Below are 21,014 nucleotides of genomic sequence, written 5' to 3'. Positions count from 1 at the left end.
TGATTTTAACAATAAAGGAGTCGTTTTATGACGGCGAAAGCAGCACAAAAAATATCGCTGTGGGAATTTTTCCAGCAACTGGGTAAAACCTTTATGCTGCCCGTGGCGCTCCTCTCGTTCTGCGGGATCATGCTCGGCATCGGCAGCTCGTTAAGCAGTAAAGACGTCATCACCCTGATCCCGTTCCTCGGCGCGCCCGCGCTGCAGGCGATCTTTATCTGGATGAGTAAAGTCGGCTCCTTCGCCTTCAGCTTCCTCCCCGTTATGTTCTGTATCGCTATCCCGCTGGGCCTGGCCCGCGAGAACAAAGGCGTCGCGGCGTTCGCCGGATTTGTGGGTTACGCCGTAATGAACCTTGCGGTTAACTTCTGGCTGACCGCGAAAGGCATTCTGCCTACCACCGACGCGGCGGTACTGAAAGCCAACAATATTCAGAGCGTGATTGGTATCCAGTCCATTGATACCGGGATCCTCGGGGCGGTGATCGCCGGGGTGATTATCTGGATGCTGCACGAGCGTTTCCACAATATCCGTCTGCCGGATGCGCTGGCCTTCTTCGGCGGCACCCGCTTTGTGCCGATTATCACCCTGGTGGTGATGGGCTTGTTTGGTTTGATCATTCCGCTGATCTGGCCGGTCTTCGCGATGGGCATTAACGGCATTGGCCGCATCATTAACGGCGCGGGCGATTTTGGTCCGATGATCTTCGGCACTGGCGAACGTCTGCTGCTGCCGTTTGGCCTGCAGCATATCCTGGTGGCCCTGATTCGCTTTACCGAAGCGGGCGGCACCATGGAGGTGTGCGGTCACGATGTGAGCGGTGCGCTGACCATTTTCCAGGCACAGCTGAGCTGCCCGACCACCCACGGGTTCTCTGAAAGCGCAACCCGTTTCCTGTCTCAGGGTAAAATGCCGGCCTTCCTCGGCGGTCTGCCTGGCGCCGCGCTGGCGATGTACCACTGTGCACGCCCGGAAAACCGCCATAAAATTAAAGGACTGCTGATTTCCGGCGTGATCGCCTGCGTCGTGGGCGGTACCACTGAGCCCATCGAATTCCTGTTCCTGTTTGTCGCGCCGGTGCTGTATCTCATCCACGCGGTGCTGACCGGTCTGGGCTTTACCGTGATGGCGGTGCTCGGCGTCACCATCGGCAACACCGACGGCAACGTGATCGACTTCGTGGTGTTCGGCATCCTGCACGGCTTGTCCACCAAGTGGTACCTGGTGCCGGTTGTGGCGGCGATCTGGTTCGCGGTGTACTACGGCATCTTCCGCTTCGCCATCACCCGCTTTAACCTGAAAACGCCGGGCCGCGATACCGATACGGCCACCAGCGTGGAACAGGCGGTTGCAGGAACCGTGGGGAAATCCGGCTATAACACTCCGGCCATTCTGGCGGCGCTGGGCGGTGCGGATAACATTACCTCTCTGGATAACTGTATTACCCGCCTGCGTCTGTCAGTAGCGGATATGTCCAAAGTGGACACCAACGCCCTGAAAGCCAACCGGGCCATCGGCGTGGTACAACTTAATCAGCACAATTTGCAGGTGGTTATCGGCCCTCAGGTGCAGTCAGTGAAAGATGAACTGGCCACCCTGATGCGAACAGTTGAAGCCTGATGCCTCAGCCCCCTCACCTTGAGGGGGTTTTACGTTAAGGATTAAAGCATGTTTGATTTCTCAACCGTCGTGGATCGTCACGGCACCTGGTGTACGCAGTGGGACTATGTCGCCGACCGTTTTGGCGCGGCCGATTTACTGCCCTTCACCATCTCGGATATGGATTTCGCCACCGCCCCCTGCATTACCGACGCGCTGCATGAGCGTATTCATCACGGCGTGTTCGGCTACAGCCGCTGGAAAAATGATGAATTTCTCGCCGCCATCGCGCACTGGTTTGAGCAACGCTTTAACTGCCAGATTGATACTGAAAGCGTGGTCTATGGCCCTTCCGTTATCTACATGGTCTCCGAACTGATACGCCTCTGGTCAAACCCTGGCGACGGCGTGGTGGTTCACACCCCGGCCTACGATGCGTTTTACAAAGCCATTGAGGGCAATGCGCGTCAGATGGTGACCGTTGAGATGCAAAAACAGCCAACAGGCTGGCAGGGAAATATGACTGCCCTTGAAGCAGCCCTGGCGAAACCGGAAAACAAAATTTTGCTGCTGTGCAGCCCGCAAAATCCCACCGGCAAGGTCTGGACGCGGGACGAACTGACGCACATGGCGGAACTGTGCGCGCGCTATGACGTGGCGGTGATCAGTGATGAAATCCATATGGATATGGTGTGGGGCGAACATCGTCACACGCCATGGAGCGCGGTGGCGCGCGGCAAATGGGCGCTTCTGACCTCCGGCTCGAAAAGCTTTAATATTCCGGCGCTCACCGGGGCTTACGGCCTGATTGGCGATGACGCGAGCCGTAACGACTATCTCAGCGCCCTGAAAGGCCGCGACGGGCTCTCTTCCCCCTCCGTGCTGGCGCTGACGGCCCATATCGCGGCCTATCAGCAGGGGGCCCCCTGGCTGGACGCGTTACGCCATTATCTCGAAGACAATTTGTTGTATATCGCACAGGAATTAAACGGCGCTTTTCCGGAACTGAACTGGCAGCCGCCAGAGGCGACCTATCTGGCCTGGGTTGACCTGCGCCCGCTGAACCTTGACGATCGGTCGCTGCAAAAGGTGCTGATCGAGCAGCAAAAAGTCGCCATCATGCCGGGATATATCTACGGAAATGAAGGAAACGGCTTCGTACGTCTGAATGCGGGCTGCCCGCGCAGCAAGCTGGAGCAAGGGGTTCAGCGCCTCATCGCGGGCATTGACACGCTGCGGTAATCAGTTTGCGCAACGGAATATTCCCTTGCGCAAATAGCTTTTTACCCCGTTTTGTTTTTATAATATGGCGCACTTTAACCAGAAAAGAGTGCGACCATGATTGATACACGCCTGCCTTTAACTGATATTCATCGTCACCTTGACGGTAACATTCGTGCCCAAACCATTCTCGATCTTGGCCGCCAGTTCAATTTAACGCTCCCCGCTCAAACGCTTGATGCCCTGATCCCTCACGTACAGGTCACCTCAAATGAACCGGATCTGGTCAGCTTCCTGAGCAAACTCGACTGGGGCGTAAAGATGCTGGCCTCGCTGGATGCCTGCCATCGCGTAGCGTTCGAGAACATTGAAGATGCGGCCCGCAACGGTCTGCACTATGTCGAACTGCGCTTCTCGCCGGGCTATATGGCGATGACCCACAACCTGCCCGTTGCGGGCGTGGTGGAAGCCGTCATTGAAGGCGTGCGTGAAGGCTGTAAAGCCTTCGATGTTCAGGCCCGCCTGATTGGCATTATGAGCCGTACGTTCGGCGAAGCCGCCTGCCTGCAGGAGCTGGAGGCGCTGCTGGCCCATCGCGATGCCATCACCGCCGTCGATCTTGCCGGTGATGAGCTGGGCTTCCCGGGCAGTCTGTTCCTCTCCCATTTCAACCGCGCGCGCGATGCCGGCTGGCATGTTACCGTTCACGCCGGGGAAGCCGCAGGCCCGGAAAGCATCTGGCAGGCCATCCGTGAGCTGGGTGCCGAGCGTATCGGTCACGGCGTGAAGGCGGTGGAAGATCGCGCCCTGATGGATTTCCTGGCAGAGCAGCGTATCGGGATTGAGTCCTGTCTGACGTCCAATATTCAGACCAGCACCGTGGCGACGCTTGCCCAGCACCCGCTGAAAACGTTCCTGGAGCACGGCGTACTGGCCTCGCTGAACACGGACGATCCGGCGGTACAGGGCGTGGATATTATCCATGAGTACAACATCGCCGCACCGCAGGCGGGCCTGAGCCGCGAACAGATCCGTCAGGCGCAGATCAACGGACTGGAAATGGCCTTCCTGACGCCTGCAGAGAAGCAGGCGTTGAAAGATAAAGTAGCCCGCGGTTAACACCGTTGCCGGGTGGCGCTGACGCTTACCCGGCCGACAAAAGAGTTAAAACTTATGCCAGACAGAGCGTGGCGCGATGTTTGGCAGATTCAATCCCCAGTTCAATCAGCTCCATAATCTGAATCGCCTGGCTGGCTGGCACCGGGTTCTCCCCCGAGCCGTTCAGCGCATCGCGAATGGCCGCATAATACGCCGGATAGTTACCCGGTATTGTCAGCAGGGTTTCCTCGACCAGCTCTTCACCTTCGACCCGCGTAACAACGCCGTCGCGCATATCGTAGCCCCAGTCTTCCTGCGGCAAACGCTCGCCATTTTTCAGCCGGTCCTCCTGGGGATCGAGGCCAAATTTCACGTAGCTTCCGCGCGTGCCGTGGACAATATAACGGGCGGATTCCGCGGCCGCGACCATCGTGCCGTGCAGCACTATCCGTCGCTGCGGGTAACTTAACACGGCGTGGAAGTAATCCGTGGTCTGCGCCCCGGGCCTGAGCTGGGCCAGATCGACCGTCATGCTCACCGGCAGGCCAAAAAGATTCACGGCCTGATCCAGCAGATGCGGGGCTAAATCGTACCAGATGCCGCTGCCCGGCCCGGCCTGCTCGCGCCAGCGGTTGCGTACCTGTGGGCGGAAGCGGTCAAAGTGCGATTCAAAAAAGAGGATCTCCCCTAACGTACCCTCACCGAGAAGCCTTTTTACCGTCAGAAAATCGCTGTCCCAGCGGCGGTTATGGAAAACCGACAGCAACCTGCCCAGACTCTTCGCCAGCGCATCCAGCTCGCGAGCCTGTGACAACGTCACGGTGAAGGGTTTATCCACCACCACGTGTTTACCGGCTTCCAGCGCGGCTTTTGCCAGCGGAAAGTGGGTATCGTTCGGCGTGGGGATGACGATTAAATCAATGTTCGGATCGTTGAAAAGATGTTTAGGCTCAGAGACAACCGGCACGGAAGGCCAGTCGGCATGAACTTTAGCGGCATCGCTGCTGGAGACTGCCGCCAGCGCCATCCCCGGCGTTCCGGCTATCAGAGGCGCATGAAACGTTTTGCTCGCGTAGCCGTATCCAATAAGCCCGACGCGGATATTATCACTCATAGTGCCATCCTCTTTTATGACGTTCTTATTTCACACTGGGTAGTCTGGCATTACCACAGATTAATAATGAGCCATATGACTTAAAATAGCAGGTTGTACCGGTTGTTTTTGTTACATAGTATTAACCTGCTGATTTTGTTTAGGGGAACCGTTCCCAAAGCCCTTGCCGTCGGGAAAAGCTCGCTGTAACATTTGCACCCGGTCTTTATGGATAAAGTACAATTACGAATCATGACGTCAATTATTAATCGAATCATTGAATTAGCGGGATGGATTGTTCTTGGGGTATCGGTCATTTTGCTTGGCGTCGCCAGCCATATCGATAACTACCAGCCGCCGGAGCCTGTCACTGTCGCCCAACCTAAGTAACCGGTTACGGCAATAAAGAGTGACATAATATGTCAGTTACGTATTGCCAGCCCTGGTGAACACGGTTAACCTTCTCTTCCAGGCATCTTCTGATGCCTGAATTTCAGCAAAGAAAACTCCTAATTTCGTCGCGTTACCTGAGTGGGCTGTTTACGTCTTTATTAATCCGTTTATTATTCGAACAAATTACCTTAACGGGTATTACACATCTTTTATATGGAAACTTATTAATATGACAGTTCAGGACTATTTATTAAAATTTCGCAAGATCAATTCGCTTGAGAGCCTGGAAAAACTGTTTGACCATCTGAACTACACCCTGTCGGATAATCAGGAGATCATCAATATGTATCGCGCCGCCGATCATCGTCGAGCGGAGCTGGTGTCCGGAGGCCGTTTGTTCAACGTGGGTGAAGTACCGAAGTCTGTCTGGCGTTACGTTTTATAAGAAAGTAGCCATCCGCGCGAAATGTTATATACTCTCCGCCCTGCAAACTGGCTGTACAACATTTCGCGCAGATTATGGGAGAGTTCATGACCGCAACGCCTGGAGAACGCATTGGAGGCTGGTTAATCGCCCCACTGGCATGGCTGCTGGTTGCCTTATTAAGCGCATCACTTGCGCTGTTGCTTTATACCACCGCACTGATTACCCCTCATGCCATTCAGACGCTGATGTCGCAAAGCGTGCTTAATATTGCGATGTGGTTTGTGTCGTTCGTTTTCGCGATTGGGATGTGGTACTACACGCTGTGGCTGACGATCGCCTTCTTTAAGCGCCGCAAAAGCGTGCCTAAACACTACATTATCTGGCTGCTGGTTTCGGTTCTGCTGGCGGTGAAGGCCTTTGCGTTTTCGCCCGTTTCTGATGCCCTGGCCGTCCGTCAGCTGCTTTTCCCGCTACTGGCCGCAGCGCTGCTGGTGCCCTATTTCAAGCGTTCAACGCGGGTGAAAAACACCTTTGTGAACCCGTAATAACCTTACAGATAACCTGTTGTCGCCTGCGTGGGTTTATCCGATAATAGGCGGCTTTTTTATTTCAGGCTAAATAATGACCGATTACTTACTGCTCTTTGTCGGCACCGTGCTGGTTAACAACTTCGTTCTGGTGAAGTTCCTTGGCCTGTGCCCGTTTATGGGCGTTTCCAAAAAGCTGGAAACGGCAATGGGGATGGGGCTGGCGACGACCTTCGTGATGACGCTGGCGTCCATCTGCGCGTGGTGGATTGATACGTGGATCCTCATCCCGCTGGGGTTAACCTATCTTCGCACGCTGGCCTTTATCCTGGTTATCGCAGTGGTGGTGCAGTTTACCGAAATGGTGGTGCGCAAAACCAGCCCGGCGCTCTATCGCCTGCTGGGTATCTTCCTGCCGCTGATCACCACCAACTGCGCGGTGCTCGGCGTGGCGCTGCTGAACATCAATCTTGGCCACAACTTTATGCAGTCGGCGCTGTATGGTTTCTCTGCGGCAGTCGGTTTCTCTCTGGTCATGGTGCTGTTCGCCTCCATTCGCGAGCGCCTGGCCGCAGCGGATATCCCTGCGCCCTTCCGCGGTAACGCGATCGCGCTGGTGACCGCCGGTTTAATGTCTCTGGCCTTTATGGGCTTTAGTGGTCTGGTGAAGTTGTAATGAATGCTATCTGGATTGCCATCGCCTCTATCAGCGTTCTGGGGCTGGTGTTTGGCCTTATCCTGGGCTACGCCTCCCGCCGTTTCGCGGTAGAGGACGATCCTGTTGTTGAGAAAATTGACGAGCTTTTGCCACAAAGCCAGTGCGGGCAGTGTGGCTACCCTGGCTGCCGCCCCTATGCCGAAGCGGTAGGGGTTCAGGGTGAAAAAATTAACCGCTGTGCGCCCGGTGGCGAAGCGGTGATGCTGAAAATTGCGGCCCTGCTGAACGTTGACCCGCAGCCTGTGGATGGCGATGCGGACGTCCAGGAGCCGGTACGTGCGCTGGCCGTGATTGACGAAGCAAACTGCATCGGCTGCACCAAATGTATTCAGGCCTGCCCGGTGGACGCCATTGTTGGCGCAACCCGCGCCATGCACACCGTGGTGGCGGATCTGTGCACCGGCTGTAACCTCTGCGTGGCCCCCTGCCCGACGCAATGTATTGAGTTGCGCCCGGTTGAACCGACTACCGAAAGCTGGAAATGGGATCTTCAAACCATTCCGGTTCGCATCATTCCTGTGGAACAACATGCTTAAGTTATTTTCTGCTTTCAGAAAAGAGAAGATTTGGGACTTTGACGGTGGGATCCATCCACCGGAGATGAAAACCCAGTCCAGCGGTACCCCGCTGCGTCAAATTCCGCTGGCGACCCGTTTCGTCATGCCGCTGAAGCAGCACATAGGCGCTGAGGGTGAGCTGTGTGTAAAAGAGGGCGATACCGTCCTTCGCGGTCAGCCCCTGACCTTTGGGCGCGGACGTATGCTGCCGGTACACGCCCCCACCTCCGGTAAGGTGGTGGCCATTGCGCCCCATACGGTGGCGCATCCGTCAGCGCTCTCTGAGCTGAGCGTCATTATTGAAGCCGATGGTGAAGACCGCTGGATTGAACGTGACGGCTGGAGCGACTACCGCGCCCGCAGCCGTGAAGCGCTTATTGAACGCATTCATCAGTTCGGCGTTGCTGGTCTGGGTGGCGCAGGCTTCCCGACCGGGGTCAAACTGCGCGGCGGTGGCGATAAGATCCAGACGCTGATTATCAACGCCGCCGAGTGCGAACCCTATATCACCGCCGACGACCGTCTGATGCAGGACTGCGCCGCGCAGGTAGTGGAAGGCATCCGCATCCTCGCGCATATTCTGCAGCCGCGGGAAGTGCTGATTGGTATCGAAGACAACAAACCGCAGGCTATTTCCATGCTGCGCGCCGTGCTGGCGGGTAGCCATGATATCAGCCTGCGCGTGATCCCGACCAAGTACCCCTCTGGCGGAGCTAAACAGCTGACGCAAATTCTCACCGGCAAGCAGGTACCGCACGGCGGACGCTCTTCAGATATCGGCGTGCTGATGCAGAACGTCGGCACCGCTTACGCCGTGAAGCGTGCGGTGATTGACGGCGAGCCGCTGACGGAGCGCGTCGTGACGCTGACCGGGGAGTCGGTCTCTCGCCCGGGCAACGTCTGGGCGCGTCTGGGTACGCCGGTGCGTCACCTGCTGGAACAGGCTGAATTTTGCCCGGGTAGCGACCAGATGGTGATCATGGGCGGCCCCCTGATGGGCTTTACCCTGCCGTGGCTGGACGTTCCGGTAGTGAAAATTACCAACTGCCTGCTCGCGCCTTCAACGAGCGAAATGGGTGCGGAGCAGGAAGAGAAAGGCTGTATCCGCTGCAGCGCCTGTGCCGATGCCTGCCCTGCCGATCTGCTCCCGCAGCAGCTGTACTGGTACAGCAAAGGCCAGCTGCATGACAAAGCGAAAGCCCATAACCTGGCCGACTGCATCGAATGCGGTGCCTGCGCCTGGGTCTGCCCAAGCAACATTCCGCTGGTGCAGTATTTCCGTCAGGAGAAGGCTGAAATTTATGCCATCTCCATGGAAGAGAAACGGGCCGCAGAAGCCAAAGCACGCTTTGAAGCGCGCCAGGCGCGACTGGAACGCGAAAAACTCGCCCGTCAGGAGCGCCACAAACAGGCTGCCGTTCAGCCTGGAGAGAAAGACCAGGATGCGATTAACGCCGCACTGGCCCGCGTTCGCGAGAAAAAAGCCAATGCAGCGCAGCCTGTGGTGATCCCGGCGGGTGAAAAGCCGGATAACAGCGAAGCGATCGCCGCACGTGAAGCACGCAAGGCCGCCGCTCGCGCCCGTCAGGCAGAAAAAGCACAAACGCCCCCGGCGGATGCTGCGGTCGATCCGCGCAAAGCGGCCGTTGAAGCGGCAATCGCCCGCGCCAGGGCCCGCAAAGCCGGAGAGCAACCGGTGGTGGTAGAACAGGACCCGGTCGATCCGCGTAAAGCGGCCGTCGAAGCGGCCATTGCGCGTGCTAAAGCCCGTAAAGCGGAGCAGCAGGCGCCTGCGGCAGAAGCGGAAACTCCGGTCGACCCGCGTAAAGCCGCCGTCGAAGCGGCCATTGCGCGTGCTAAAGCCCGTAAGGCGGCGCAGCAGGAAACGCAACCGCAGGCCGCTAACGATGACCCGCGCAAAGCCGCCGTCGCCGCCGCCATTGCGCGCGTTCAGGCAAAGAAAGCCGCACAACAAGCAGTTAACGAGGATTAAATGGTTTTCAGAATCGCAAGTTCCCCCTACACCCATAACCAGCGTCAGACATCGCGCATTATGATGCTGGTTTGCCTGGCGGCCCTGCCGGGCATTGCCGTTCAGTGCTGGTTTTTCGGCTGGGGAACCCTCTTCCAGATACTTCTCGGCTGTGTCAGCGCCTTAGCGGCAGAAGCCCTGGTGCTTAAGCTGCGTAAGGCAGCGGTCTCCCGTATTCTCGCTGACAACTCCGCGTTGCTGACCGGCCTGCTGCTGGCCATCAGTATCCCGCCGTTTGCCCCGTGGTGGATGGTGGTGCTCGGCACCGTGTTTGCCGTGATCATTGCGAAACAGCTCTATGGCGGACTGGGCCATAACCCGTTTAACCCGGCGATGATTGGCTACGTGGTGCTGCTGATCTCCTTCCCGGTGCAGATGACCAGCTGGCTGCCGCCGCACGACATTGCGGCCACGGTTCCGGGCTTTATGGATGCCCTGCACGTTATCTTTACCGGCCATACGGCGCTCGGAGCGGATATGAACGCGCTGCGTATGGGCGTGGACGGGATTAGCCAGGCAACGCCGCTTGATACCTTTAAAACCTCCCTGCATGCCGGCCACAGCGTTGAGCAGATTATGCAATCCGCCATCTATCGCGGCATGCTGGCGGGGGCCGGCTGGCAGTGGGTCAACCTGGCGTATCTGCTTGGCGGCCTGTTCCTGCTGCAGCAGAAAGCCATTCGCTGGCATATTCCGGTCAGCTTCCTGGTGACGCTGGCGGTCTGCGCCACGCTGGGGTGGGTCTTCTCACCTGAATCACTGGCCAGTCCGCAAATGCACTTGCTCTCCGGTGCGACCATGCTCGGTGCCTTCTTTATCCTGACGGATCCGGTGACAGCCTCCACGACTAACCGCGGGCGTCTGATCTTCGGCGCGCTGGCGGGGTTGCTGGTCTGGCTCATCCGCAGCTTCGGCGGCTACCCGGATGGCGTGGCGTTTGCTGTCCTGCTCGCCAATATTACCGTTCCGCTTATAGATTATTACACGCGTCCACGCGTGTACGGCCATCGCTAAGGGTTTCGCCATGTTAAAAACGATGCAAAAACACGGCGTCACGCTGGCTGTCTTCGCCGCGGTCCTGACAGGGCTGACGGCGCTGGTCAACGCTCTGACCAAAACCACGATTGAAGAGCAGGCATCGAAGCAGCAAAAAGCGTTGTTCGATCAGGTGATCCCGTCAGATTTCTACGATAATGACCTGCAAAAAAGCTGCTTTGTGGTAGACGCGCCGCAGCTGGGGAAAGGCCCGCACCGCCTCTTTATTGCCCGCAAAGGGGATAAACCGGTAGGCGCGGTGATGGAAGCAACGGCACCTGACGGCTATTCCGGTGCCATTCAGCTGCTTGTGGGTAGCGATTTCTCCGGTACGATACTGGGCACCCGCGTCACGGAACATCATGAAACGCCGGGTCTTGGCGATAAGATTGAAACCCGTCTGAGCGACTGGATTTTGCACTTTGCCGGTAAAGTGATCCATGGCGAAGAGGATACCGCGTTTGCGGTGAAGAAAGATGGCGGTGAGTTTGACCAGTTCACCGGTGCGACCATCACGCCGCGCGCCGTGGTGAACGCCGTAAAACGAGCCGGGCTGTATGCTGAAACGCTGCCCGCGCAAATCAACAATCTTCCGGCCTGTGAGGAGTAATCATGAGCCAGGTTAAAGAGGTTATTGTCCAGGGGTTGTGGAAGAACAACTCCGCGCTGGTACAGCTTCTGGGGATGTGTCCGCTGCTGGCGGTGACATCCACCGCCACCAACGCGCTCGGTCTGGGTCTGGCGACCACGCTGGTGCTGACCCTGACCAACCTCTCCATCTCTGCCCTGCGCCGCTGGACGCCGTCGGAAATCCGTATTCCGATCTACGTCATGATCATTGCGTCGGTGGTCAGTATCGTCCAGATGCTGATTAACGCTTACGCGTTCGGTCTGTACCAGTCGCTTGGGATCTTTATTCCCCTGATCGTCACCAACTGTATCGTGGTCGGGCGTGCGGAAGCCTTCGCGGTGAAAAACAGCCCGGCCATGTCGGCGCTGGACGGTTTTTCCATTGGTATGGGCGCCACCTGCGCCATGTTCGTGCTGGGCTCACTGCGCGAGATCCTTGGCAACGGTACGCTGTTTGACGGCGCGGACGCGCTGCTGGGCGGCTGGGCCAAAGCGCTGCGCATTGAAGTATTCCACACCGATACGCCATTCCTGCTGGCGATGCTGCCGCCTGGCGCGTTTATTGGCCTCGGCATGATGCTGGCGGTAAAATACCTGATTGATGAGAAACGTAAGCGCCGCGCGGCTGAGCGCAGCGTTCTGGAAGGGACACCCGAGAAGGCCTCATGAATAAAGAAAAGCGCATTGCGATCCTGACCCGTCTGCGGGACGAGAACCCGCACCCGACGACGGAGCTGAATTTTACCTCCCCGTTTGAGCTGCTGATCGCCGTGCTGCTCTCTGCCCAGGCTACCGACGTGAGCGTCAATAAAGCCACCGCCCTGCTCTATCCAGTCGCCAATACGCCGAAGGCCATGCTGGAGCTGGGTGTGGAAGGCGTGAAATCCTATATCAAAACCATCGGCCTGTTTAACAGCAAAGCCGAGAATGTGATTAAGACCTGCCGGATCCTGCTCGAACAGCACGGTGGTGAAGTACCTGAGGACCGCGCCGCACTGGAGGCCTTACCGGGCGTCGGTCGTAAAACGGCGAACGTGGTGCTGAACACCGCGTTTGGCTGGCCTACTATCGCCGTGGATACGCATATTTTCCGCGTATCGAACCGGACCAACTTTGCTCCGGGTAAAAACGTCGAACAGGTCGAAGAGAAGCTGTTAAAAGTGGTACCTGCCGAATTTAAGGTTGATTGTCATCACTGGCTGATCCTGCACGGCCGTTACACATGTATTGCCCGTAAGCCTCGCTGCGGCTCCTGCATTATTGAAGATCTCTGCGAATACAAAGAAAAAGTCTATCCCTGAGCACTCAATCCCTTAGCAAAAGAAGGGCTATCAAACGCTCTTCTTTTGGCCGTTTTTTGTCCGCCTTTTGTTTTGCCTCACCTGTCACTTATTCGGTTCTTTAACGCTCAAACAGGTTAATACTTTTTTCATAGCCAAAAATTTCTATACATCTGTGATCACGATCACCCTGATAACTTCATGTTGATTTTTTGTTGTTAAAATCCGCCTAAACCCTTTGTGGCATAAGATATCTCTTGCCTTAAACCGAACATAAGACCAGCTATTTTTCAGAATATGGGCTATATCACTGCATCAAGCGGCAAATAGCAGAAGATATCGCCAAAAGCCCGTCAGAGCCGGTAATTGCCAGTCGAAAAAACTACCTTTCCTCACTGTATGAAATTTAACGCTAAATAACATTTGTATGAACCGAAGATTATACCACCTCAGATATATGTAACAGATTATTACAAACATATTGCCAGACGGGTCAGGATAGTGAACATTACCCGCCGTTTCTCCTCCCAATATAACTATAAGGCGGATGGCCTAAGGCCATCACGCTATGCACCCCCCCCCGTTAATATGGGATGTAAAAAAAGAGGTATATGTGTCGACTGCAAACAATAAACCAACAGATGAAAGCGTGAGTCTTAACGCTTTTAAACAACCTAAAGCGTTCTATCTCATCTTCTCTATCGAGTTATGGGAGCGTTTTGGTTATTACGGCCTGCAAGGGATCATGGCGGTTTACCTGGTAAAACAGCTGGGTATGTCCGAAGCCGATTCCATCACGCTGTTCTCTTCTTTCAGTGCTCTGGTGTACGGCCTGGTCGCTATCGGCGGCTGGCTGGGTGATAAAGTTCTCGGTACTAAACGTGTCATCATGCTGGGCGCCATCGTCCTGGCGATTGGCTATGCACTGGTTGCATGGTCCGGGCACGATGCCGCTGTGGTGTATATGGGTATGGCGACGATTGCCGTCGGTAATGGTCTGTTCAAAGCGAACCCATCCTCCCTGCTCTCTACCTGCTACAGCAAAGATGACCCGCGTCTGGACGGTGCATTTACCATGTACTACATGTCCGTCAACATCGGTTCCTTCTTCTCCATGCTGGCAACCCCATGGCTGGCCGCTAAATTCGGCTGGAGCGTGGCGTTCTCCCTCTCCGTGGTCGGTATGCTGATCACCGTGGTGAACTTTGCTTTCTGCCAGCGCTGGGTTAAAGATTACGGTTCAAAACCAGACTTCGAACCTGTGCATATGGGCAAACTGCTGGCGACCATTGTGGGCGTGGTGATCCTCGCCACGATCGCCACCTGGCTGCTGCACAACCAGGGTATCGCGCGTGCGGTTCTGGGCGTGGTAGCACTGGGTATCGTGGTGATCTTTGCGAAAGAAGCGTTTGCCATGCAGGGCGCTGCCCGTCGTAAGATGATCGTGGCATTCATCCTGATGCTGGAAGCGATTATCTTCTTCGTTCTGTACAGCCAGATGCCAACTTCTCTGAACTTCTTCGCGATTCGTAACGTTGAGCACTCTATTCTGGGTATCGCGTTTGAGCCGGAGCAGTATCAGGCACTGAACCCGTTCTGGATCATGATTGGTAGCCCGATTCTGGCCGCTATCTATAACAAGATGGGTGACCGTCTGCCAATGCCGCACAAGTTTGCGATTGGTATGGTGCTGTGCTCCGGCGCGTTCCTGGTGCTGCCACTGGGTACCAAATTTGCCACCGACGCAGGTATCGTGTCCGTGAACTGGCTGATCCTGAGCTACGCGCTGCAGTCTATCGGTGAGCTGATGATCTCCGGTCTGGGTCTGGCAATGGTTGCTCAACTGGTGCCACAGCGCCTGATGGGCTTCATCATGGGTAGCTGGTTCCTGACTACCGCGGGTGCGGCAATCATCGCAGGTAAGATTGCGAACCTGATGGCGGTACCTGATAACGTCACGGACCCACTGGTCTCTCTGAACGTCTACGGTACCGTATTCATGCAGATTGGTATCGCGACGGCGGTGATTGCGGCGCTGATGCTGCTGACCGCACCGAAACTGAATCGTATGACTCAGGACGACAATAAGACCGCTGAAGCGACCAAAACCGCTACCGCGTAATGTGATTGAGAAACGATGAGCCGCTAATCTATTAGCGGCTTTTTTTTTATCTGTTCGCGCACTAACATAGCTGAAACCTCAGCAAAAAGGAGTTACCGATGAAACTGTTCTACAAACCGGGCGCGTGCTCTCTTGCTTCGCATATCACGCTGCGCGAGAGCGGCAAAGATTTCACGCTGGATGGTGTGGATCTGATGAAAAAACGTCTGGAAAACGGCGATGATTTTCTGGCCATTAACCCGAAGGGACAAGTTCCGGCACTCTTGCTGGATGACGGTACTCTGCTGACCGAAGGCGTAGCGATTATGCAGTTCCTGGCCGACAGCGTGCCCGATCGCCAGCTGCTGGCCCCGGTCAGCACCATTTCGCGCTACAAGACGCTGGAATGGCTGAACTACATTGCCACCGAGCTGCACAAAGGCTTTACGCCCCTGTTCCGCCCGGATACGCCAGAAGAGTTTAAACCAACCCTGCGCGCCCTTCTTGAGAAAAAGCTGCAGTACGTCAACGAATCGCTGAAAGACGAACAGTGGATTGGCGGGTCGCGTTTCACCATTGCCGATGCGTATCTCTTTACCGTACTGCGCTGGGCGCGCGCGGTTAAGCTGAATCTGGAAGGGTTAGACCATATCGCATCGTATATGAAACGCGTGGCGGAGCGTCCTGCGGTGGCTGCGGCGCTGAAAGCGGAAGGTTTGAGTTAACCGAGCGGTCTGTTTTGCCGGGTGGCGCTGCGCTTACCCGGCCTACCAATAAATTGCACAATACCTCTCAGACCCGTGCAAGCGCAGCGCCTCCCGGCATCGTTCAGAGCCGCGTCGCGCTGAAATAGTGCTCCGGCTTCGCAATACGATCCTGCGCGGCAACTACTTGCAGTTCATACTCCTGCCTCGCTTTCGTCGCCATCATAATTTCGTACACTGCCGCCGTAACATGCTCCAGCGCATCCTGCAGCGCGGCTCCCTGCAGCAATTTCACCAACAACAGACCGCTGGTGACATCTCCAACCCCTACCGGCTGGCGCTGACCAAAATCCACCAGCGGACGGCTGATGTGCCAGGCGTCATCTTTCGTGACCAGCAGCATCTCAAAACGGTCCTGGCTTAGCCCTGCACGCGCCAGGTGTTTTACCAGCACAACTTCAGGCCCCTGGGCTATCAGCTCGCGGGACGCGCTGACTGCCTCTTCTACGCTATTCACCGGATGCTCGCAGAGGATCTCCAGTTCAACCAGGTTTGGCGCAATGATATCGCTGGCGGGCAGCGCATGGCGGACGTGAAACTCTGCCACCCCTGGCGCCACAATACAGCCCTTCTCCGGATGCCCCATGACCGGGTCGCAGAAGTATTTAGCCGCCGGGTTTGCCGCTTTCACCTGACGCACGATGCCGAGGATATGTTCCCCCTGCTCCGCTGAACCAAGATAACCGCTCAGTACGGCGTCACAGCGCTTGAGCTGGTCGATATCGGCAATGCCTTGCACAACGTCGGTGAGGTGCGAAGGCGGCATCACGCAGCCGGTCCATTTGCCGTATTGCGTGTGGTTAGAGAACTGAACGGTATTGAGGGGCCAGACGTTGACGCCGAGGCGGCGCATCGGGAATTCCGCTGCGCTGTTGCCAGCATGTCCAAAAACAACGTGGGACTGAATGGCGAGGATGTTCTTCATTTTATGCTTACCAAACCCTGAAAAAACAAAAGGGGCGTGGTTTCCCACGCCCCTGGAGACTGTGACTTATTTCCAGCAGACAAGACAGTAGTTTTTCTTACCGCGACGCAGCAGCGTGTAGCGGCCATACAGACGGTCACCGTCGACGAACGTGTATTCCGGGTCGGCCTGTTTCTCACCGTTGATGGTGATCGCGTTAGAGGCGATGGTTTTACGCGCCTGACCGCGTGAAGGCTGCAGCTCAGAGTCCACCAGCGCCTGCATCAGGTCAGCCCCTTTCTCCATCTCAACCATTGGCACGCCGTCCTGGGCCAGCTGTTCGAAGTCCGCTTCGCTCAGATCGCTCAGTGTACCGTTGAACAGGCTGGCAGTAATACGTTTTGCCGCGGCCAGACCCTCTTCACCGTGCACCAGTTTGGTCACTTCATCCGCCAGCACGTACTGGGCACGTGGCGCTTTACCGCTGTTTTTGTCTTCTTCTTCCAGTGCATTGATCTCAGCAATGTCCATGAAGGTGAAGAACTTGAGGAAGCGGTAAACATCGGCATCCGCTGTGTTGATCCAGAACTGGTAGAATTTGTACGGGCTGGTTTTCTTCGGATCGAGCCATACCGCGCCGCCTTCCGTTTTACCGAATTTGGTACCGTCGGCTTTGGTGATCAGTGGAACGGTCAGCCCGAAGACCTGGTTCTGATGCAGGCGACGGGTCAGATCGATACCGGAGGTGATGTTACCCCACTGGTCAGAACCGCCAATCTGCAGGGAAACGCCGTGCAGTTTGTTCAGGCAGGCAAAGTCATAGCCCTGCAGCAGGTTGTACGAAAACTCAGTAAAGGAGATACCCTGGTCGTCACGGTTCAGACGCTGTTTCACGGCTTCTTTGTTAATCATCTGGTTAACAGAGAAATGTTTGCCGATGTCACGCAGGAAAGTCAGCACGTTCATGCTGCCAAACCAGTCGTAGTTGTTCGCGGCAATCGCGGCGTTATCACCACAGTCGAAGTCGAGGAACGGTGCAACCTGTTTGCGGATCTTATCCACCCACTCCTGCACGGTATCTTCGGTATTCAGTTTACGCTCAGCGGCTTTAAAGCTTGGGTCGCCAATCAGACCGGTCGCGCCGCCCACCAGGGCAACAGGCTTATGGCCTGCCATCTGGAAGCGTTTCAGGCATAACAATGGAACAAGATGCCCCAAATGCAAGCTGTCAGCGGTGGGATCAAAGCCGCAATAGAGCGCGATCGGGCCTTGCGCCAGTCGCTCTGCTAACGCTTCCTCGTCCGTCACCTGGGCCACGAGGCCCCGCTCTTGCAATTGTTTAATCAAGTTACTGCTTGCCATCAAATTCTCCATGTATAAACGACTGCACCTTTGCCGGTACACGACTTTTCGCCTGATGCGAAAGGAACATAGAATAAAGCGCAAGCGCGGTGTGCGCTAGCGCTTAAATCAACAAATTTCGGGGATTAGGGTGCCAGTCTGTCGATTTTCCAGCCACCCTCTTCGCGCTGGTACAAAAAGCGGTCGTGAAGGCGATGTTCGCCCCCTTGCCAGAACTCAATCTGCTCAATGGGGATACGGAAACCGCCCCAGAAGCTGGGCAGTGGGATTTCACCCTGCTGGAACTTCTGTTTCAGCTCCAGGAACTTGCTTTCCAGCACCCCACGGGCAGAGATGCGGCTGGACTGTTTTGATACCCAGGCGCCAATCTGGCTGTCACGCGGACGGCTGTGGAAGTACTTCACCACTTCCAGCGTGGAGAGGCGTTCCGCTTTGCCGGTCACCATCACCTGACGTTCCAGCATATGCCAGGGGAACAGGAGACTAATACGCGGATTGTTTTCTAAGTGGTGCGCTTTACGGCTACCCAGGTTGGTATAGAACACCAGCCCTTTCTCGTCATAATGCTTGAGCAATACGATGCGCTGATACGGTTGCCCGTTTTCATCAACCGTCGCGACAACCATGGCCGTTGGGTCGGCAAGTTTCGCTTCGCAGGCCTGTTTCAGCCAGCGTTCAAAAAGCACAAGGGGTTCAGCGGGAAGATCCTGGCGACGCAGGCCGCCTTTGGTGTATTCACGGCGCAGATGCGCAATTTGCTGCAGTTCGTCGTTATCTGACATGGCGTTAGCTAACATTGAGATTGGGTGGCGCTATTGTGCGCCGCCCCTGTAAAAATCTCAACGCTTCGGATTTTCGAGCTGGCAGTTGTTCAGCACAATTCGGTCGCGTTTGTAGACCGTGGCGCTGTCACCTTTCGACCAGAAGACATAGATACCGTCGGTATAACGCGCGCCGGAGGCCGAGATACCCTGCTTCAGCGTCAGCAATTTATTGTCGTAAACAAAACTGGCTTCCTGGCGGGGATTATTGAGCTTCACGGTCAGCGGTTTTTCGTCGCAGCGATACTCCAGCGTATCGGTCTGCATGCGCTCAAGGAGCTGGTTATAGACGCTGCATCCTGACAGCAATAAAGGCGCGGCAATAAGAAGAACTTTTTTCATGGGCGTATTCCGAAGACTTTCCTGGTCCTGGAGGGCATGCCTGCCCTCCTGTTTCATTCCATTGTAACGACGGGACGCGGCGCTGAATTTCAGTTAACTCTGATTATGACGCGGATTCGCCGGGAAAATCGCCCCCAGCACGCTGGCTTCGCGCGCCCCGGTCACCGACGGTAAATTACCCGGCAGTCCGGCAACGGTGCGCCAGGCAAGCCAGGCGAAGGCCAGGGCTTCCATATCATCGCCACTGATGCCCGCCGCATCGGTTGTTGTCACTTCGGTACCCGGCAGCAGCCCGGCCAGACGCGCCATCACCAGCGGGTTACGGCTTCCACCGCCGCACACCAGCAGGCGCTCGCATCCGCCGCTGAGCAACACCTGTTCGGAGACCGACACGGCCGTAAGCTCGGCGAGCGTCGCCTGAACATCCTGTGGTGCGAGCGCCGGGAAGGAGGCCAGCTGGCGCTCAAGCCAGCCAAAGTTGAAGTATTCTCGCCCGGTGCTTTTCGGCGCCGGTAAGGCAAAATAAGGATCACTCAACATGGACTGCAGCAGAGGGATAATCACTTTACCCTCGCTCGCCCACTCTGCGTTTTTATCATACGGTTGTCCGCACTGCCGCCAGATCCAGGCATCCATTAACATGTTGCCCGGACCCGTGTCGTAACCGCGAACAGGCTGCCCAGGGATCAGCATCGAGAGATTGGCAATCCCGCCAATGTTGAGCACCATACGTCTTTCTGACGGATGGGCCAGTAACGCCTGGTGGAACGCGGGCACCAGCGGTGCCCCCTGGCCGCCAAGCGCAATATCACGTCGGCGAAAATCCCCCACTACCGTTACACCCGTTTTCGCCACAATCTGGTTGTTATCGCCGATTTGCAAGGTGTGTGGCGCGTCTCCGCCCGGCTCGTGCCAGACCGTTTGTCCATGACACCCAATGGCTACCACATCCTGCGGACGAAGATGTTCTTTTTGCATCAAAGCCAGCACCGCATCCGCAAACAGCGCCCCCAGACGGACGTCGAGTTGTCCAAGCTGGGAGAGGGTCAGTTGCTGGCCCTGACAGATACTCAGGATATCCTCTTTCAGTGAAAGGGGGATTGGCCAGGTCAGGCTCGCCTGCTGCGCCACCATGTTTTCATCAATGGCGGCCAGAACGACATCTACCCCATCCAGACTGGTACCAGACATCACACCAATGTAGCGACCCGATTTCATGCGCTTTCCTTACGTTGCGTGGGCTAAGGTTACCCACTCAACCATAAACGGCGTTGCTTTGCCATCCGGGGATAATATTTTTTAACAATGTCAGACGGCTAACACGCGCGGATCCTGTTTATGTCTCGTTAAGTCAAATTCAAGTACAATTTTCCTATTGTTAGTGCAAAGATATGAACGATGGCCCCTTATGCCATATAATTTAGCCATAACGGATGCCCGGAATGGGGCGTTTTTGGTGAACAGGAGATTCAAATGATTTTACGTGTACTGGGCGTTTCGCTGATTGGTTTAACTCTGGCTGGCTGTGTGAACGACAGTTCACTTTCTGGCGACGTTTACAGCGCTTCTGAAGCGAAACAGGTTCAGAACGTGACTTACGGTACCGTTGTTAACGCACGTCCTGTACAGATCCAGGGTGGTGATGAAAACAACGTGATGGGCGCAATCGGCGGTGCCGTACTGGGTGGTTTCCTGGGGAATACCGTCGGCGGCGGTACTGGCCGCTCTCTGGCGACAGCCGCAGGCGCCGTTGCAGGTGGCGTGGCAGGCCAGGGCGTTCAGGGTGCGATGAATAAATCTCAGGGCGTAGAGCTGGAAATTCGTAAAGACGATGGCAGCACGATCATGGTTGTGCAGAAACAAGGCAACACCCGCTTCTCAGCAGGCCAGCGTGTTGTACTGGCCAGCAACGGTAGCCAGGTGACCGTTTCCCCACGTTAAATAGAAATAGATGTGGCCCCTGGGCCACATCTATTTACAATATATATCATTTGCGTGAATATATTTACAAATTACATTAATTACCCCTATCAATTAATCTGACGTAAATTGTTTCTGCGCAAAGTATTTATCGCATTAATTAGTTAGACTCTTCGCAATTACCTCTCCC

At 55.9% G+C, this 21,014-nt stretch carries 22 protein-coding genes; 16 read left to right on the top strand and 6 right to left on the bottom strand.

Annotated elements, in window-relative coordinates:
• Positions 1-27: 27 nt before the first annotated feature.
• The 3 genes from malX to add all read left to right on the top strand — a co-directional run bounded on the left by malX (position 28) and on the right by add (position 3,939).
• The gene (malX, locus tag GM298_RS14035; protein WP_095449759.1) at positions 28-1,620 is read left to right on the top strand and encodes a maltose/glucose-specific PTS transporter subunit IIBC; all 1,593 of its coding nucleotides are present in this window, start codon (positions 28-30) and stop codon (positions 1,618-1,620) included.
• A gap of 48 nt (positions 1,621-1,668) precedes the next feature.
• Positions 1,669-2,841 (top strand): MalY/PatB family protein, encoded by a 1,173-nt coding sequence (locus tag GM298_RS14030; RefSeq protein WP_266154293.1) that lies wholly within the window; start codon positions 1,669-1,671, stop codon positions 2,839-2,841.
• Positions 2,842-2,937: 96 nt separating this feature from the next.
• Complete coding sequence (add, locus tag GM298_RS14025) at positions 2,938-3,939, top strand: adenosine deaminase (protein WP_266154292.1); 1,002 nt, start codon at positions 2,938-2,940, stop codon at positions 3,937-3,939.
• 52 nt (positions 3,940-3,991) lie between these two features.
• On the opposite strand, the gene GM298_RS14020 is transcribed toward add, so the two are convergent.
• Positions 3,992-5,032: an oxidoreductase gene (locus GM298_RS14020; RefSeq protein ID WP_025758366.1), complete on the bottom strand. Its 1,041-nt coding sequence runs from the start codon at positions 5,030-5,032 to the stop codon at positions 3,992-3,994.
• Positions 5,033-5,275: 243 nt separating this feature from the next.
• Here GM298_RS14020 and blr point away from each other — a divergent pair, with 243 nt between their 5' ends.
• From blr to gstA, 12 genes are all read left to right on the top strand, one after another.
• Positions 5,276-5,401 carry a division septum protein Blr gene (gene blr / locus GM298_RS14015; protein ID WP_168112406.1) on the top strand — a complete coding sequence of 42 codons (126 nt, stop codon included), beginning with the start codon at positions 5,276-5,278 and terminating at the stop codon, positions 5,399-5,401.
• A gap of 232 nt (positions 5,402-5,633) precedes the next feature.
• Entirely contained in the window at positions 5,634-5,849 is a 216-nt protein-coding gene (ydgT, locus tag GM298_RS14010; RefSeq protein ID WP_006174966.1) for a transcription modulator YdgT, read from the top strand.
• An 86-nt stretch (positions 5,850-5,935) separates the two neighbouring features.
• Positions 5,936-6,376 carry a DUF2569 domain-containing protein gene (locus tag GM298_RS14005; RefSeq protein WP_025758365.1) on the top strand — a complete coding sequence of 147 codons (441 nt, stop codon included), beginning with the start codon at positions 5,936-5,938 and terminating at the stop codon, positions 6,374-6,376.
• Positions 6,377-6,452: 76 nt separating this feature from the next.
• Positions 6,453-7,034: an electron transport complex subunit RsxA gene (rsxA, locus tag GM298_RS14000; RefSeq protein ID WP_008500564.1), complete on the top strand. Its 582-nt coding sequence runs from the start codon at positions 6,453-6,455 to the stop codon at positions 7,032-7,034.
• Positions 7,034-7,612, top strand: coding sequence for an electron transport complex subunit RsxB (rsxB, locus tag GM298_RS13995; RefSeq protein WP_025758363.1), 579 nt, complete (start codon positions 7,034-7,036; stop codon positions 7,610-7,612). Before rsxA ends, rsxB begins: the two co-directional genes overlap by 1 nt.
• Positions 7,605-9,626, top strand: a complete 2,022-nt coding sequence (gene rsxC, locus GM298_RS13990; protein WP_266154289.1) for an electron transport complex subunit RsxC — start codon at positions 7,605-7,607, stop codon at positions 9,624-9,626. Before rsxB ends, rsxC begins: the two co-directional genes overlap by 8 nt.
• Positions 9,627-10,679, top strand: coding sequence for an electron transport complex subunit RsxD (gene rsxD, locus GM298_RS13985; protein ID WP_025758360.1), 1,053 nt, complete (start codon positions 9,627-9,629; stop codon positions 10,677-10,679).
• 10 nt (positions 10,680-10,689) lie between these two features.
• Positions 10,690-11,310 carry an electron transport complex subunit RsxG gene (rsxG, locus tag GM298_RS13980; RefSeq protein WP_047958396.1) on the top strand — a complete coding sequence of 207 codons (621 nt, stop codon included), beginning with the start codon at positions 10,690-10,692 and terminating at the stop codon, positions 11,308-11,310.
• A 2-nt stretch (positions 11,311-11,312) separates the two neighbouring features.
• Positions 11,313-11,999, top strand: coding sequence for an electron transport complex subunit E (locus tag GM298_RS13975; RefSeq protein WP_025758357.1), 687 nt, complete (start codon positions 11,313-11,315; stop codon positions 11,997-11,999).
• Positions 11,996-12,631: an endonuclease III gene (gene nth, locus GM298_RS13970; RefSeq protein WP_008500570.1), complete on the top strand. Its 636-nt coding sequence runs from the start codon at positions 11,996-11,998 to the stop codon at positions 12,629-12,631. Before GM298_RS13975 ends, nth begins: the two co-directional genes overlap by 4 nt.
• 592 nt (positions 12,632-13,223) lie before the next feature.
• Complete coding sequence (gene dtpA, locus GM298_RS13965) at positions 13,224-14,732, top strand: dipeptide/tripeptide permease DtpA (RefSeq protein ID WP_025758355.1); 1,509 nt, start codon at positions 13,224-13,226, stop codon at positions 14,730-14,732.
• Positions 14,733-14,830: 98 nt separating this feature from the next.
• Positions 14,831-15,436 carry a glutathione transferase GstA gene (gstA, locus tag GM298_RS13960; RefSeq protein WP_025758353.1) on the top strand — a complete coding sequence of 202 codons (606 nt, stop codon included), beginning with the start codon at positions 14,831-14,833 and terminating at the stop codon, positions 15,434-15,436.
• Positions 15,437-15,539: 103 nt separating this feature from the next.
• Here gstA and pdxY read toward each other — a convergent pair whose 3' ends face one another.
• The 5 genes from pdxY to anmK all read right to left on the bottom strand — a co-directional run bounded on the left by pdxY (position 15,540) and on the right by anmK (position 20,122).
• On the bottom strand, positions 15,540-16,400 hold the full coding sequence (gene pdxY, locus GM298_RS13955; RefSeq protein WP_266154285.1) for a pyridoxal kinase PdxY: 861 nt from the start codon (positions 16,398-16,400) through the stop codon (positions 15,540-15,542).
• Positions 16,401-16,466: 66 nt separating this feature from the next.
• Positions 16,467-17,741, bottom strand: a complete 1,275-nt coding sequence (gene tyrS / locus GM298_RS13950) for a tyrosine--tRNA ligase (RefSeq protein ID WP_025758350.1) — start codon at positions 17,739-17,741, stop codon at positions 16,467-16,469.
• A gap of 125 nt (positions 17,742-17,866) precedes the next feature.
• Positions 17,867-18,523: a pyridoxamine 5'-phosphate oxidase gene (pdxH, locus tag GM298_RS13945; protein ID WP_025758349.1), complete on the bottom strand. Its 657-nt coding sequence runs from the start codon at positions 18,521-18,523 to the stop codon at positions 17,867-17,869.
• 57 nt (positions 18,524-18,580) lie between these two features.
• On the bottom strand, positions 18,581-18,904 hold the full coding sequence (mliC, locus tag GM298_RS13940) for a C-type lysozyme inhibitor (protein WP_059385806.1): 324 nt from the start codon (positions 18,902-18,904) through the stop codon (positions 18,581-18,583).
• A gap of 93 nt (positions 18,905-18,997) precedes the next feature.
• Entirely contained in the window at positions 18,998-20,122 is a 1,125-nt protein-coding gene (anmK, locus tag GM298_RS13935; protein ID WP_025758347.1) for an anhydro-N-acetylmuramic acid kinase, read from the bottom strand.
• A gap of 255 nt (positions 20,123-20,377) precedes the next feature.
• Here anmK and slyB point away from each other — a divergent pair, with 255 nt between their 5' ends.
• Positions 20,378-20,845 carry an outer membrane lipoprotein SlyB gene (gene slyB, locus GM298_RS13930; RefSeq protein ID WP_025758346.1) on the top strand — a complete coding sequence of 156 codons (468 nt, stop codon included), beginning with the start codon at positions 20,378-20,380 and terminating at the stop codon, positions 20,843-20,845.
• Positions 20,846-21,014: the final 169 nt, after the last annotated feature.

Origin of the sequence: Enterobacter sp. HSTU-ASh6 (genome assembly GCF_026319105.1) — a bacterium.
Taxonomy (GTDB): Bacteria; Pseudomonadota; Gammaproteobacteria; order Enterobacterales; family Enterobacteriaceae; genus Enterobacter; species Enterobacter sichuanensis.
Note: the sequence above shows the minus strand (reverse complement) of the source record. Positions and strands in the feature narration are given on the sequence as shown.